Source organism: Sphingomonas sp. (assembly GCF_017744835.1).
Lineage (GTDB): Bacteria > Pseudomonadota > Alphaproteobacteria > Sphingomonadales > Sphingomonadaceae > Sphingomonas.
This window is the reverse complement of the sequence record NZ_JAGIAM010000001.1, coordinates 558,492-571,109: the sequence shown is the minus strand read 5'-3', so window position 1 is coordinate 571,109 and position 12,618 is coordinate 558,492. Positions and strand designations below refer to the sequence as shown.

At 68.7% G+C, this 12,618-nt stretch carries 14 protein-coding genes and 1 tRNA gene; 8 read left to right on the top strand and 7 right to left on the bottom strand.

Going from position 1 to position 12,618, the window contains the following annotated elements; translation table 11 throughout:
- Positions 1 to 7: 7 nt before the first annotated feature.
- Positions 8 to 1,171, bottom strand: a complete 1,164-nt coding sequence (locus J7500_RS02685) for a phosphatidylserine/phosphatidylglycerophosphate/cardiolipin synthase family protein (protein ID WP_294059820.1) — start codon at positions 1,169 to 1,171, stop codon at positions 8 to 10.
- A 128-nt stretch (positions 1,172 to 1,299) separates the two neighbouring features.
- Between J7500_RS02685 and rpoZ the strand changes: the two genes are divergently transcribed.
- The gene (gene rpoZ, locus J7500_RS02680; RefSeq protein ID WP_294059819.1) at positions 1,300 to 1,644 is read left to right on the top strand and encodes a DNA-directed RNA polymerase subunit omega; all 345 of its coding nucleotides are present in this window, start codon (positions 1,300 to 1,302) and stop codon (positions 1,642 to 1,644) included.
- Positions 1,645 to 1,715: 71 nt separating this feature from the next.
- On the opposite strand, the gene J7500_RS02675 is transcribed toward rpoZ, so the two are convergent.
- The 3 genes from J7500_RS02675 to J7500_RS02665 all read right to left on the bottom strand — a co-directional run bounded on the left by J7500_RS02675 (position 1,716) and on the right by J7500_RS02665 (position 3,965).
- Complete coding sequence (locus tag J7500_RS02675; protein WP_294059817.1) at positions 1,716 to 2,144, bottom strand: EF-hand domain-containing protein; 429 nt, start codon at positions 2,142 to 2,144, stop codon at positions 1,716 to 1,718.
- Positions 2,145 to 2,223: 79 nt separating this feature from the next.
- A complete protein-coding gene (locus tag J7500_RS02670) occupies positions 2,224 to 2,910 on the bottom strand; it encodes an RlmE family RNA methyltransferase (protein WP_294059815.1) in 687 nt (228 codons plus the stop codon).
- Positions 2,907 to 3,965, bottom strand: coding sequence for a Ppx/GppA phosphatase family protein (locus tag J7500_RS02665; protein ID WP_294060661.1), 1,059 nt, complete (start codon positions 3,963 to 3,965; stop codon positions 2,907 to 2,909). Before J7500_RS02665 ends, J7500_RS02670 begins: the two co-directional genes overlap by 4 nt.
- Before the next feature lie 156 nt (positions 3,966 to 4,121).
- Here J7500_RS02665 and J7500_RS02660 point away from each other — a divergent pair.
- Together J7500_RS02660 and J7500_RS02655 are read left to right on the top strand one after the other, a co-directional pair.
- Positions 4,122 to 4,195, top strand: a tRNA-Gln gene (locus J7500_RS02660).
- Positions 4,196 to 4,293: 98 nt separating this feature from the next.
- Positions 4,294 to 4,530, top strand: coding sequence for a hypothetical protein (locus tag J7500_RS02655; RefSeq protein ID WP_294059813.1), 237 nt, complete (start codon positions 4,294 to 4,296; stop codon positions 4,528 to 4,530).
- Between the two features lie 294 nt (positions 4,531 to 4,824).
- Here the strand turns inward: J7500_RS02655 and J7500_RS02650 are convergent, their stop codons facing one another.
- The gene (locus J7500_RS02650) at positions 4,825 to 5,382 is read right to left on the bottom strand and encodes a TlpA disulfide reductase family protein (RefSeq protein WP_294059811.1); all 558 of its coding nucleotides are present in this window, start codon (positions 5,380 to 5,382) and stop codon (positions 4,825 to 4,827) included.
- A gap of 31 nt (positions 5,383 to 5,413) precedes the next feature.
- Here J7500_RS02650 and argH point away from each other — a divergent pair, with 31 nt between their 5' ends.
- Genes argH through J7500_RS02625 form a run of 5 tightly spaced genes read left to right on the top strand, consistent with a single transcriptional unit; the run spans position 5,414 to position 10,009 of the window.
- Positions 5,414 to 6,793, top strand: coding sequence for an argininosuccinate lyase (gene argH, locus J7500_RS02645; RefSeq protein ID WP_294059810.1), 1,380 nt, complete (start codon positions 5,414 to 5,416; stop codon positions 6,791 to 6,793).
- Positions 6,790 to 7,035 carry a hypothetical protein gene (locus J7500_RS02640; RefSeq protein ID WP_294059808.1) on the top strand — a complete coding sequence of 82 codons (246 nt, stop codon included), beginning with the start codon at positions 6,790 to 6,792 and terminating at the stop codon, positions 7,033 to 7,035. Before argH ends, J7500_RS02640 begins: the two co-directional genes overlap by 4 nt.
- 9 nt (positions 7,036 to 7,044) lie before the next feature.
- Entirely contained in the window at positions 7,045 to 8,304 is a 1,260-nt protein-coding gene (gene lysA / locus J7500_RS02635) for a diaminopimelate decarboxylase (RefSeq protein ID WP_294059805.1), read from the top strand.
- Positions 8,301 to 9,059, top strand: a complete 759-nt coding sequence (locus J7500_RS02630; protein ID WP_294059803.1) for a siroheme synthase — start codon at positions 8,301 to 8,303, stop codon at positions 9,057 to 9,059. Before lysA ends, J7500_RS02630 begins: the two co-directional genes overlap by 4 nt.
- Entirely contained in the window at positions 9,056 to 10,009 is a 954-nt protein-coding gene (locus J7500_RS02625; RefSeq protein WP_294059802.1) for a zinc transporter ZntB, read from the top strand. The genes J7500_RS02630 and J7500_RS02625 overlap by 4 nt, the downstream gene beginning before the upstream one ends.
- Before the next feature lie 51 nt (positions 10,010 to 10,060).
- Here J7500_RS02625 and nadB read toward each other — a convergent pair whose 3' ends face one another.
- Both nadB and J7500_RS02615 read right to left on the bottom strand, forming a co-directional pair.
- Entirely contained in the window at positions 10,061 to 11,647 is a 1,587-nt protein-coding gene (gene nadB, locus J7500_RS02620; RefSeq protein ID WP_294059800.1) for an L-aspartate oxidase, read from the bottom strand.
- Entirely contained in the window at positions 11,640 to 12,563 is a 924-nt protein-coding gene (locus J7500_RS02615; RefSeq protein ID WP_294059798.1) for an ABC transporter ATP-binding protein, read from the bottom strand. The genes nadB and J7500_RS02615 overlap by 8 nt, the downstream gene beginning before the upstream one ends.
- Positions 12,564 to 12,618: the final 55 nt, after the last annotated feature.

Here is a 12,618-nt window from a genome sequence, read left to right as displayed (position 1 = left end):
AGGCGCGCTAGCGCCGGTGCCTCGGCCTGAAGTTGAGCCGGCGCGTCACGCGCAGGTCGAGCACCGCCATCACGAAATAGGCGGCGAGCTGCTTGAGCCGAGTGAACGGGCCCGTGCGCGCCTTGTAGAGCGATGGGGTGATCCGCTCCGAAAGCGCGACTTCGCCATCGACATAGCGGCGGACGTGCGCGGCGAAGTCGCGATCCTCGATCCGCAGCATCAGCTCCAGGTTCAGGTACATCGACCGGATGTCGAAATTGGCCGATCCGATGTGGACGACGTCGTCGATCACGAACAGCTTGGTGTGCAGCTTGGTCGGCTGATATTCGTAGATCTCGACTCGCTTGCGCAGCAGCCCGGCATAAGTGAAGCGCGCTGCCCAGATCGCCGCGCCATGGTCGAGCTTCGACGGCAGCACCAGCCGCACCCGGCCGCGCTTGGCGGCCTTGTCCAGCTTGCGGAGCATGCCCGGGGTCGGGGCGAAATAGGCGGCGATCAGGTCGATCGAGCGCGCCTGCTTCAAGTCGCGCTTGACCACGCGCGCCCAGGGCGAAAGCTCGCGCATCGGCCCACCCAGCAGCCAGCGCATCGTCCCTTCGGGCTCGCTCCAGCTGCTGAGCAGCCGGCCGAGCTGGCGCAGCGGCGCCTTGCTCTGCCGCGTCCAGCGGGCGAGCGCGTCGAAATAGCCCGTCAGCCGGCCCGCCGCCGGCCCCTCGACCATCAGCCCCAGGTCGCGCCACGCCGCCTGGTCGGGGGTGCCGAAATAGCTGTCCTCGATGTTGAAGCCGCCGATGATGACGCGCTCCTCGTCGGCCAGCGTCAGCTTCTGGTGGTTGCGCAGCAGATAGCGCCTGCCCCAGCGGGGCACGAAGCGGCACAGGTCGATGCCGGCTTCCCGGAGCGGATCGAAGAATCGCGCCGCCGCGGCGGGCTCGCTGCCCAGCCCGTCGACGATCAAATGCACCTCGACGCCGCGTGCCGCCGCGTCGATCAGAGCCTGGCGGACCGCTTGGCCCGCCTCGTCGTCGACATAGATGTAGTAGAGCACTCGCAGCGACCGCTTGGCCGAGCCGATCAGCTCGAGCAGCTTCTCCAATCGTTCGGGGCCTTCGGTCAGCAATGTCAGCCGATTGCCGGCGACCGTGAAGCTGGGCGAGGGCGAGACGGTCATGGCATGTTGATGGGGAAAGCCGCGGCAAAGGGCAAGCCGCTGCGCGCTCGGCCGGATTTCTTGACATTGCGGGCCCCTGACCCTAAGTCCGCGACCTTTCCGGCACATTAGATTCCAAGGAAGCGTAGATGGCGCGCGTCACAGTCGAGGATTGCGTCGACAAGGTCTCCAACCGGTTCGACCTGGTGCTGTTTGCGGCGCAGCGCGCCCGGCAGATCTCGGGCGGCGCCGAGCTCACGCTCGATCGCGACCGCGACAAGAACCCGGTCGTCGCGCTGCGCGAGATCGCCGAAGAGACCGTGCGTCCCGACAATCTCGAGGAATCGCTGGTCTCGAGCCTGCAGCGCGTCCAGATCGACGACGAGGAAGCGCCCGACGAGATCGGCTCGCTGGCGCAGTCGGCCGAGGCACTGCGCCTCACCGCCGCCGCGCCGCCGCGCAACCAGAACCTGGGCGCCGATTACGAGGGCTGAGCCCCGCGGCGCCGGTTCCGGCAACAGATCGAAAAGGGCCGGGGTGCTTCCCCGGCCTTTTTGTTTGCGGTTCAGTTCTTCTTGGGCTCGCCGCCGGGCATCGGGCCCATGCGCTGGCGCAGCGCGTCGCGCTCTGCCTGGTCGATCCGCCCGTCGTGATTGGCATCGAGCCGGTCGAAGCGCGCCGCCGCGGCAGCGCGCGCCTCGGCCTGGGTGATCTGTCCGTCGCCGTCCGAATCGGCGCGCGTCAGCATCCGGCTGCCGCGCCCCACCGCCTCGATCTCCTGCGCACTCAGCTTGCCGTCCTTGTTGGTATCAAGCCCGCCGAATCGCGCATCGCTCGCGGCGAGCATCTCGTCCTTGCTGGTGGCGCCGTCACCATTGGGATCAGGGAACAGCGCGGCCATCATCCCGCCCGGGCGGTCCTGCGCCGCGGCCTGGATCGATCCCGCGCCCATCGTCACGCCGAGCATCGCGGCGCCGAGCAACAGCTTTTTCATCGCATGAAATCTCCTGCGACTCGCCCCGAAAGCAGGGCGGCCGGCGTGCATGCTGCGCCCGGCCTGTCGCAAAAGTTTGTCAGGATGCGGAAGATTCGCCGTCCCGGCGGCCCTTGAAGCCCTGCGCGACCACGAACCACTCGACCGATCCCTTGCGGCTCGCCGGCGGCTTGGCATGCTTCACGGTCGCGAAATTGCGCTTCATCTCGGCAACCAGCGCCGAATCGGCCCCGCCCGCGAACACCTTGGCGACGAAGGTTCCGCCCGGCTCGAGCGTCTGGATGGCGAAATCCAGCGCGGTCTCGACCAGCCCCATCGTCCGCAGCGCGTCGGTCTGCGGATGGCCGACGGTGTTCGCGGCCATGTCGGACACGATCAGGTCGGGCGCACCGCCGAGTTCCTCGATCAGCCTGTCGGGCGCCTTGTCGTCCATGAAGTCCATCTGGAGGATCGTCGCGCCGTCGATCGGATCGACCGGCAGCAGGTCGATCCCCACCACCGCCGCCTTCGGAAGGCGCTTGCGCACCACCTGGGTCCAGCCGCCCGGGGCCATTCCCAGGTCGACCACACGCTTGGCGCCCTTCAGGAAGCCGAATTTCTCGTCGAGCTCGATCAGCTTGTAGGCCGCACGGCTGCGATAGCCCTCGGCCTTGGCTTTTTTCACATAGGGGTCGTTGAGCTGGCGCTCGAGCCAGCGCGTCGATTGCGGGGTGCGCCGCTTCGCCGTGAGCACGCGCGTATGGCCGCGCCCGCCGCCCCGGCTCACAATACCACTCCGCTCATCAGCCTGCGCAATATACCCTCACGAATGCCGCGGTCCGCGATCCCCAGCCGCTCGGCGGGCCAGAAATCGAGGATCGTCTCCAGAATCGCGCAGCCCGCCACCACCAGGTCCGCACGCTCGGCGCCGATGCAGGGCACCTGGCTGCGTTCGGCCATGCTCATGCCTGCGATGCGGCGGCTCACGTCGCGCATCGCCTGCGCTGGCACGATCAGCCCGTCAACCACCGACCGGTCGTAAGTGGGCAGCCCCAGATGGACGCTGGCGAGCGTGGTGACGGTGCCGCTGGTGCCCAGCAGCCGGGGCGTGCCCCGGGGAGGGCGCAGCCGCGCGACGAAGGGGGCAAAGGCTTCCGCCACGCGGGCGCGCATCTCGGCATAGGCGACCTGGCGCGAATCGGCGTCGTTGCCCGCGAGCCCTACTGCCTCGGTGAGCGAGACCACGCCCCAGGGCGCGCTGTGCCAATCGAGGATACGCGGTACTTCGGCGCGCGAATCGACCAGCACCAGCTCGGTCGAGCCGCCGCCGATGTCGAACACCAGCGCGGGGCCGTCTCCGGGCTCGAGCAGCGCATGGCAGCCGAGCACCGCCAGCCGCGCTTCTTCCTCGGCGGTGATGATGTCGAGTACGATGCCCGTCTCGCGATAGACGCGTTCGATGAATTCGGGCCCGTTGGTCGCGCGGCGACAGGCTTCGGTCGCCACCGAGCGCGCCAGCGCCACGTTGCGACGCTTGAGCTTGTCGGCGCAGATGCGCAGCGCCGCCAGCGTGCGGTCGATCGCGGCGTCGGACAGACGCCCGGTGGTGGCCAGGCCCTCGCCGAGGCGGACGATTCGCGAGAAGGCGTCGATCACTGCGAATCCGGCGCCTTGCGGGCGGGCGATCAGCAGCCGGCAATTGTTGGTGCCCAGGTCGAGCGCGGCGTAGTGGCGCGCTTCGGGCCAGCGCGCGCGGCCCGGACGGTCGCCGGGCGGCTTCGGGACTGGCCGGGCGGAGCCGCTGCTCCGGCCGCGGGGTAGTCTGGCAGGGCCATCCCCCATCATATCACTCGCTTATGTTCTGTCCGTCGCGGCTCCGGGTCGGCGCCGTCGGTGCTTGGGAGCGAGGCTAGCGCAGCCCCGTGCAATGGGCAAGGCGGCCGGCCGCGAGGCACGTTGACAGGCCCGAATTGCCGCCCTATCTGGCGCGCCTCACGTTGCCCCGTCGTCTAAAGGTAAGACTACGGACTCTGACTCCGTCAATTGAGGTTCGAATCCTCACGGGGCATCCACTTCTTCCCGGCCGCCGCGCCCGGCGCGGCCTCCAGGGAACCGTCGTCGCCGCAAGGAATTGGAATCACTTGCCTGCATATTCGCAGGGAGAGGACCAATGACGCGGGAAGAGATCGTCGCCGTCACCGGGCAGATACCCGATCACTTCGTGGTGGACATCCTCGCGACGGGCGCGACCGCGGGCGAGCTGGCCGAGGCGTGCTCGCTGGCGCGCGGCGAATTCCTGGGTGGGCGCGACGGCGCGCCTTCGGCCAGGGTGCAACAGCTCTGCCAGATTCTCGATGCAGTCGACGAGGCCGCGCGCGACCCGAGCGAGCTCGAAGACCTCCAATGATGCGCGTGCGCCGGGCCGCTCAGGCCGTTTGTTCGCCGCGCGACTCCTGGCGAGTCCGATCGAGGAGCTGCTGCGACTGTTCTGCCAGCCGCTTGCTCTCCTCGATGCTCGCTTGAAGCCTCTCCTGCGTCTCCTCGACTTCCGCGAGCAGATCGCGCTTATCCCTCGACACCTGACCAACCCCGCTCAGACTTTTGCTTGATCATCAACACCCGGGCATGGCCCCGGTTTCCATGTCACGCGGCGGGCTCGGTGAGCCGCCCCAATCCTGCGATAGATTATCCCAGGTTAAGATCATACATCAAGAAGTTGCGCCGCTTGCGTGCTCGACCAGTCCATCTCGCCCGTGACGCGCCAGACCTCGCGGCCCTCGGCATCGAACAGGATCGTGGTCGGAAGGTTGAGCCCCAGCCCCAGGCTGAACGCCGCCTCGGTGTCGAGATAGGGCTTGAGCCGCTTGAAGCCGGCTTTGGCGAAATAGGGATCGACCTTGGTCTTGCCCTCGAAATCCTGGCTGACGGTGAGCACCTGCAGCGCGTCGCCTTTCGCCTGGGCCAGCGCATCGAGCGTGGGCATTTCCTTGACGCACGGCGCGCACCAGGTCGCCCATAGGTTGAGCAGCACCGGCTTGCCGCGGAAATCGGCGAGCGTCAGCTTCTTGCCGTCGGGGCTGGTGAAGGCGATGTCGGGCGCCGCCTCGCCCTTGTGGCTACGGTCGACCTTGCCTGCAGGCGCCTCCGCGGCCGCCGCGGCATTCGCGCTTTCGTTCGCTTGGCTTCCGGTTGCGGATTGCCTATCGCAACCCGCAATCACCGCCGCGCCCAGAAGGAGAAGAACGATCGTCGAGCGCAAGCAGAGCTCCAATGCCCAAGAGGGTAATAAAATGTGGGGCGGGCGCTTCGCCGAAGGCCCTTCCGCTGTCATGCGCGAGATTAACGCCTCGATTCCGTTCGACAAGCGCATGTGGCGGCAGGATATCCGCGGTTCGAAGGCGCATGTCTCGATGCTGGGCAAACAGGGCATCGTCGCGGCCGACGATGCCGAGCGAATCACCCAGGGGCTCGATCAGGTCGCCGCGGACTTCGAGGCGCAGGGCGTGCCCGACGATCTCGCGCTCGAGGACATCCACATGCTCACCGAGGCGCGGCTCGCCGAGAAGATCGGCGCCACCGCGGGCCGGCTCCACACCGCGCGCTCGCGCAACGACCAGGTCGCAACCGACTTCCGCCTCTGGGTGCGCGACGCCATCGACCAGGCCGAGGCGGCGCTGGCCGGGCTGCAGGACGCGCTGCTCGCGCGCGCCGAGGAGCATGCCGACAGCGTGATGCCCGGCTTCACCCATCTCCAGAGCGCGCAGCCGGTGACGCTCGGCCATCACCTGATGGCTTATTTCGAGATGATCGACCGCGACCGCTCGCGGCTGCGCGATGCGCGCAAGCGGATGAACCTCTGCCCGCTCGGCTCGGCCGCGCTCGCCGGCACCGGCTTCCCGCTCGACCGCGAGGCGACGGCGCAAGCGCTCGGCTTCGACGGGCCGACGCGCAACTCGCTCGATTCGGTCTCGGACCGCGACTTCGCGCTCGAATATCTCACGGCGGCGGCGCAGTGCAGCCTGCACCTCAGCCGGCTGGCCGAGGAATTCGTGATCTGGGCGAGCCAGCCCTTCGGCTTCGTCTCGCTGTCCGATCAATGGTCGACCGGCAGCTCGATCATGCCGCAGAAGCGCAACCCCGACGCCGCCGAGCTGGTCCGCGGCCATTCGGGCCGGATCACCGGCGCGCTCGTGTCCCTCATGATGACGATGAAGGGCCTGCCGCTCGCCTATTCGAAGGACATGCAGGACGACAAGCCGCCGGTGTTCGAGGCGCACGACCTGCTCGAGCTGTGCATCGCGGCGATGACCGGCATGGTGGAGAGCGCGACCTTCCGCACCGATCGCATGCGCGCGCTCGCCGAGAGCGGCTTCGCCACCGCGACCGACCTCGCCGACTGGCTGGTGCGCGAGGCCGGCGTGCCGTTCCGCGAGGCGCACCACATCACCGGCCGCGCCGTCGCGGCGGCCGAAGGCGCTGGCGTGCGGCTCGACCAGCTCAGCCTCGACCAGTTGAAGGCGATCGACGCGCGGATCGACGATCGCGTATATGGCGTTCTCAGCGTCGACGCGTCGGTCAACAGCCGGTTGAGCTTCGGCGGCACCGCGCCGGCGCGGGTGCGTGCGGCGATCGCGGCGGCGCGGTCGAAACGCGAGGAGGAAGGGCGATGAAGCCATTGCTGCCCCTGGGCGCGCTTGCTGCGCTCCTGCTCGCCGGTTGCGGCGCGCGCGAGCCGCTCAAACCCGCCGAGGGCGCCTCGCTCCCGGTCGCCCCCTATGGCGCCACCGCCACTCCCACGCCCGAGGACCTGCTCGCGCCCCCGCCCCAGACGCGGCCGGCACGCAGCGACGACCTCATCGAAAGCTCCGACAAGCGCCGCAGCGACAAGTTCGACGTGCCGCCTTCCAACTGACGGAATTCCATGGACCATTTTTCCCTGATCGGCGGCGAGATGCATGCCGAGAACGTGCCGCTCGCCAGGATCGCCGCCGAAGTCGGCACCCCGGTGTACGTATATTCGACCGAAGCCTTTCGCGGCTTTGCGCGCGCCTTCCGCGACGGGCTCAAGCAGGTCGGGCGGCACCACGTCGCCTTCGCGGTCAAGGCCAACCCCAATCTCGCGGTGCTGCGTCTGCTCGCCAATGAGGGCTTCGGCGCCGACGTCGTCTCGGGCGGCGAGCTTTCGCGCGCGATCGCGGCGGGAATCCCCGCAAAGGACGTCGTCTTCTCGGGCGTCGGCAAGACGCGCAAGGAACTCGTCCAGGCGCTCGACGCCGGGATCGGCCAGTTCAACCTCGAGCTCGAGGAAGAAGGCGTCGTCCTCGCGCAGATCGCCGCGGCACGCGGCGAGCGCGCGCCCGCAGCGCTGCGCGTCAATCCGGACGTCGACGCCGGCACGCACGAGAAGATCTCGACCGGAAAGGCCGAGAACAAGTTCGGCCTGCCGATCGACCAGGCCCCGGAGATCTTCGACCGGCTGGCGAAGCTCGACGGGATCGAGATGCGCGGCGTCGCGGTGCATATCGGCAGCCAGCTGCTTGGGCTCGAGCCGCTGGAGAAGGCCTTCGTGCGCGTCGGTCAGCTCCTCGCCGAGCTGCGCGCGGCCGGACACACGATCACGCATGTCGACCTGGGCGGCGGGCTGGGCGTTGCCTATCGCCCCGGCGACGTGCCGCCGACGCCCGAGGCGTTCGGCGAGATGGTCGCGCGCGTGACGCGGGACTGGGACGTCGAGCTGATGTTCGAGCCCGGCCGCGTGATCTGCGCCAATGCCGGCGTGCTGGTGACCGAGGTGCTGTGGGTGAAGCCCGGCGCAGTGAACCCCTGGGTGATCGTCGATGCGGCGATGAACGATCTTGCCCGCGTCGCACTGTACGACGCCTATCACGACATCGGCGCGGTGCGGCCCGGCGGCGCGAAGTTCGTCGCCAATGTCGCCGGCCCGGTGTGCGAGAGCAGCGACGTCTTCGCCAAGGGCCGCGAGATCGACCAGGTCGTTGGCGGCGACCTGATCGTGCTGCGCAGCGCCGGCGCCTATGGCGCGACCATGGCGAGCACCTACAACAGCCGCCCGCTCGTCCCCGAAGTGCTCGTCTCGGGCGATCGGTTCGACGTGGTGGCGCAGCGCATCCCGGCCGAAGTGATCATGGCCGAGGAGCATGTTCCGGACTGGCTGAAGTGAGCCTGCCCGCCCTGCCGATCTTCGTGACGCTGGCAGGGCGGCCGGTCATCCTGCTGGGCGAGGGCGAGGCGGCCGAGGCCAAGCGCCGCCTGCTCGAGCGCGCGGGCGCCGCGGTCGTCGGTGAGGAAGGCGAGGCGCGGCTCGCCGTGGTGGCGCTCGCCGATCCCGCGCCCGCGGTTGCCCGGCTGCGTGCTCGCGGCGTGCTGGTCAATGCGGTCGATCGGCCGGACCTGTGCGACTTCACGCTTCCGGCGATCGTCGACCGCAGCCCGGTGCTCGTCGCGATCGGCACCGCGGGCGCATCGGCCGGGCTCGCGGCGGCGCTGCGCCAGCGGCTGGAGGCGCTGCTCCCTGCCGGGCTCGGCAGGCTCGCCGAGGGACTCCACGCCGCCCGCGCCGCGGTCCGGGCGCGCTGGCCCGACGTCGCCGATCGCCGCCGGGCGATCGGCGCGGCGCTCGCCGGTCCGCTCGATCCGCTCGCCGACCATCCCGATGGCGCCGTGGCGCGCTGGCTCGAAAGCCCGGAGGCACCCGCAGCCGCGCTGGTCCGCTTCCGTCTCGTGTCGGGCGATCCCGACGATCTCACCCTGCGCCAGGCCCGCGCGCTTGCGCAGGCCGAGCGGATATTCCACCGTGGCGACGTGCCCATAGCGATCCTCGAACGCGCCCGCGCCGATGCCGTGCGCATCCTGTGCCAGGCGCCGCCGGCCGCGCCCGGTCCGGGCCTCTCCGTCGATTTGGAAATGGTCGAATGAGCGGTTTCGCCTATCTGGTGCGGGGCGGAAAGGCCGAAGAGGTCCCCCTCAAGTCGGCGCTCGACCACCAGGCCGATCTCACCTGGATCCATCTCACCACCACCGACGAGCGCGCGACCGCATGGCTCAGCGGGGCGGCCAAGCTCTCGCCCTATATCGTCGAGGCGCTGACTGCGGCCGAGACACGGCCGCGTTGCGACTCTGTCGGACCCGGCGCGGTGATCAACCTGCGCGGGCTTTCGTCCGAGCAGCTCAGTTCGTCCGATCCGCTCGCATCGGTGCGCACCTATGCGTTTGCCGGCTGCGTCTTCTCGGTGACGCGCAAGCCGCTGAACGCGATCGTTTCGGTCCGCAAGGCAGTAGAGGCGGGGCAAGTCCTCGATCCGGGCGACCTGATCTCGGCGCTCGCCCAGCAGATCACCGAGGAGCTCGACCCCGTCGTTGCCGATCTCGGCGATTCGCTCGACGATTGCGAGGAGCGGATCGCGGCGCGGCATGCCTTCGAGCTGCGCCGCCAGGTCAATCGCGTGCGCAGCCAGGCGATCGGCTATCGCCGCTTCCTCGTCCCCCAGCGCTCGGCGCTCGAGAAGCTGGCGACGCTCCCCGTCGACTGGCTCGGCGACGACGATCGCCTCCACCTGACCGCCGCGGCCGACCGCGCCGCGCGCATGGCGGAGGAGCTGGAGAGCATCCGCGAACGCGCGGCGCTGGTGCACGAGACGCTCACCGACCTCCGCTCCGAGCAGATCGACCAGCGCTCGCTGATCATCGCAGTGGTGGCGATGGTCTTCCTGCCGCTCACCTTCGTCACCGGCCTGCTCGGCATGAACGTCGCGGGTATTCCCTATGCGCACGAGCCTTGGGCCTTCTGGGGCGTGGTGGGCGTGTGCGCGGTGCTGTCGGTGGCGATCACCCTCTACTTCCTGCGCCGCCACTGGTTCGACCGGTAGGGACAGGGGCGGCCTGCCCGATACGCCTCTCCCAGGGGAGAGGGATTCGGCCTACGGCACCAGCACCGTGTCCACCGCTTGCGGCGCCGTCTCGGGATAGTCGAGCGTATAGTGCAGCCCGCGGCTCTCCTTGCGGTGGAGCGCCGAGCGGACGATCAGGTCGGCGCTTTCCAGCAGGTTGCGCAGCTCGATCAGGTCGGGCGTCACGCGGAAATGGCCGTAATAGTCGTTCACTTCCTCGCGCAGCGTGCGGATGCGGTGCGCGGCGCGCTCCAGCCGCTTGGTGGTGCGCACGATGCCCACATAGTTCCACATGAAGCGGCGGATCTCGGTCCAGTTCTGCTTGATGACCACTTCCTCGTCGGAATCGGTCACGCGGCTTTCGTCCCAGGGCCGGATCGCCGGCGGCGGCGCCAGGTCGCTCCAATGCGCCGTGATGTGGTTCGCCGCGGCCTCGCCGAACACGAAACATTCGAGCAGCGAGTTGGAGGCGAGGCGATTGGCGCCGTGCAGCCCCGACTGGCTCACTTCGCCCGCGGCATAGAGGTTGGGCAGGTCGGTGCGCCCGTCGCGATCGATCACCACGCCGCCGCAGGTGTAGTGCTGCGCCGGGACGACGGGGATCGGCTCGGTCGTCATGTCGATGTCGAGGTCGAGCAGCCGCGCGTGGATCGTCGGGAAGTGGTGCTTCACGAACTCCGCGCCCATGTGGCTGATGTCGAGATGGACATAGTCGAGGCCGAAGCGCTTGATCTCGGCGTCGATCGCACGCGCCACGATGTCGCGCGGCGCCAGTTCGGCGCGCGGATCGATCTCGGGCATGAAGCGGTGGCCGGTATTGGGGTTCTTGAGCTGCCCGCCCTCGCCGCGCACTGCCTCGGTGATCAGGAAGTTCTTGACCTCGAGATTGTAGAGGCAGGTCGGGTGGAACTGCATGAACTCCATGTTGGAGATGCGCGCACCCGCACGCCACGCCATGGCGATGCCGTCCCCCGTCGCCCCGCGCGGCGCGGTCGAGAAGAGATAGGTGCGCCCGGCGCCGCCCGTCGCCAGCACCGTCGCGCGCGCCGTGAAAAGCTCGACGCGGTTGGTCGCGCGATTGAAGGCATAGACGCCCCAGACATTGCCCGCCCCCGAATAGCGCATCTCGTGTCGGCTGGTGGCGAGGTCGATCACCACCATGTCTGGCACGAGCGTGATGTTCGGATGCGCGCGCGCGGCCTTTAGCAACGCCTCCTGCACCGCCCAGCCGGTGGCGTCGTTGACATGGACGATGCGGCGATGGCTGTGCCCGCCCTCGCGCGTCAGGTGTAGCGCATTGCCTTCGGTGTTGAACGGCACGCCCAGCTTGGCCAGCCGGTCGATCGCCGCGGGGGCGTTCTCGACCACCATCTCGACGGTCGCGCGGTCGTTGAGGCCCGCGCCCGCGATCATCGTGTCCTCGACATGGCTCTCGAACGTGTCGCCCGGCTCGAGCACCGCGGCGATCCCGCCCTGCGCCCAGGCCGTCGAGCCTTCGTTGAGCCCGCCCTTGGCGAGCACGGTGACCTTGAACCGCTCGGCCAGGTTGAGCGCGGCGGTAAGCCCCGCCGCGCCCGATCCGATGACGAGAATATCGGAAGTACGCGCCTCAGCCATTCGCGGCCCGCGTCAGGTTGAGGAACACGTCCTCGAGGTCCGCCTCGCGCGTCGAAACGTCGACGATCCCGTAACCCGCGGTCTGGACGGCGCCGAGCACTTCCCCGGCGTTCGCCTGATCCTTGCGATAGGTGATCACCAGCGTTCGATCGGCCTTCAGCTCGATCTTCTGGAAGCACTGGTTCTGCGGCAGGCCGGGCACGTCGCGGTCGACGGTCACCTCGACCACTTTCTCCTGCGCCATGCCGACCAGCTCGCGCGTGGGCTTGTTAGCGATCAGCTTGCCGTGGTTGATGATCGCGATCCGGTCGCAGAGCTCCTCGGCTTCTTCGAGATAATGGGTGGTCAGCACCACGGTCACGCCGCGCGCGTTGAGCTCCTTCACATAGGCCCAGAGCTGCTGGCGAAGCTCGACGTCGACGCCCGCGGTGGGCTCGTCGAGCACGATGATCGGCGGCGAATGGACCATCGCCTTGGCGACCATCAGCCGCCGCTTCATCCCGCCCGAAAGCGTGCGTGAATAGGCCTCCGCCTTGTCCTCCAGATGCACGGCGCGGAGCAGCGCCATCGCGTCGAACCGGTCCTTGCGCACGCCGTAGAGGCCGGCCTGGATCTCCAGCGTCTCGCGCGGCGTGAAGAAGGGATCGAAGGTGATCTCCTGGTTGACGATGCCGATCGACGCCTTGGCGTTGCGCGGGTGCGCGTCGATGTCGAAGCCCCAGATCGACGCGGTGCCGCTGGTCTTGTTGACCAGCCCGGCGAGGATGTTGATCAGCGTCGACTTGCCCGCGCCGTTGGGGCCGAGCAGCCCGAAGATCTGCCCGCGCGGCACGTCGAAGCTCACCCCGTCGAGCGCGCGCTTGCCGCCCGCATAGGTTTTGCAAAGGTCCTGGATAGCGATAGCGGCCTGGGTCATGCTTTGCGCATAAGACCGTGCGCGCGCGATTGCGAGCCCCCTCCGGCTTTGCTAG

Coding starts and splice junctions, on each gene's coding strand:
- J7500_RS02685 (WP_294059820.1), bottom strand. CDS start 1,171: ATGACCGTCTCGCCCTCGCCCAGCTTCACGGTCGCCGGCAATCGGCTG.
- rpoZ (WP_294059819.1), top strand. CDS start 1,300: ATGGCGCGCGTCACAGTCGAGGATTGCGTCGACAAGGTCTCCAACCGG.
- J7500_RS02675 (WP_294059817.1), bottom strand. CDS start 2,144: ATGAAAAAGCTGTTGCTCGGCGCCGCGATGCTCGGCGTGACGATGGGC.
- J7500_RS02665 (WP_294060661.1), bottom strand. CDS start 3,965: ATGGGGGATGGCCCTGCCAGACTACCCCGCGGCCGGAGCAGCGGCTCC.
- J7500_RS02655 (WP_294059813.1), top strand. CDS start 4,294: ATGACGCGGGAAGAGATCGTCGCCGTCACCGGGCAGATACCCGATCAC.
- argH (WP_294059810.1), top strand. CDS start 5,414: ATGTGGGGCGGGCGCTTCGCCGAAGGCCCTTCCGCTGTCATGCGCGAG.
- J7500_RS02640 (WP_294059808.1), top strand. CDS start 6,790: ATGAAGCCATTGCTGCCCCTGGGCGCGCTTGCTGCGCTCCTGCTCGCC.
- lysA (WP_294059805.1), top strand. CDS start 7,045: ATGGACCATTTTTCCCTGATCGGCGGCGAGATGCATGCCGAGAACGTG.
- J7500_RS02625 (WP_294059802.1), top strand. CDS start 9,056: ATGAGCGGTTTCGCCTATCTGGTGCGGGGCGGAAAGGCCGAAGAGGTC.
- nadB (WP_294059800.1), bottom strand. CDS start 11,647: ATGGCTGAGGCGCGTACTTCCGATATTCTCGTCATCGGATCGGGCGCG.
- J7500_RS02615 (WP_294059798.1), bottom strand. CDS start 12,563: ATGACCCAGGCCGCTATCGCTATCCAGGACCTTTGCAAAACCTATGCG.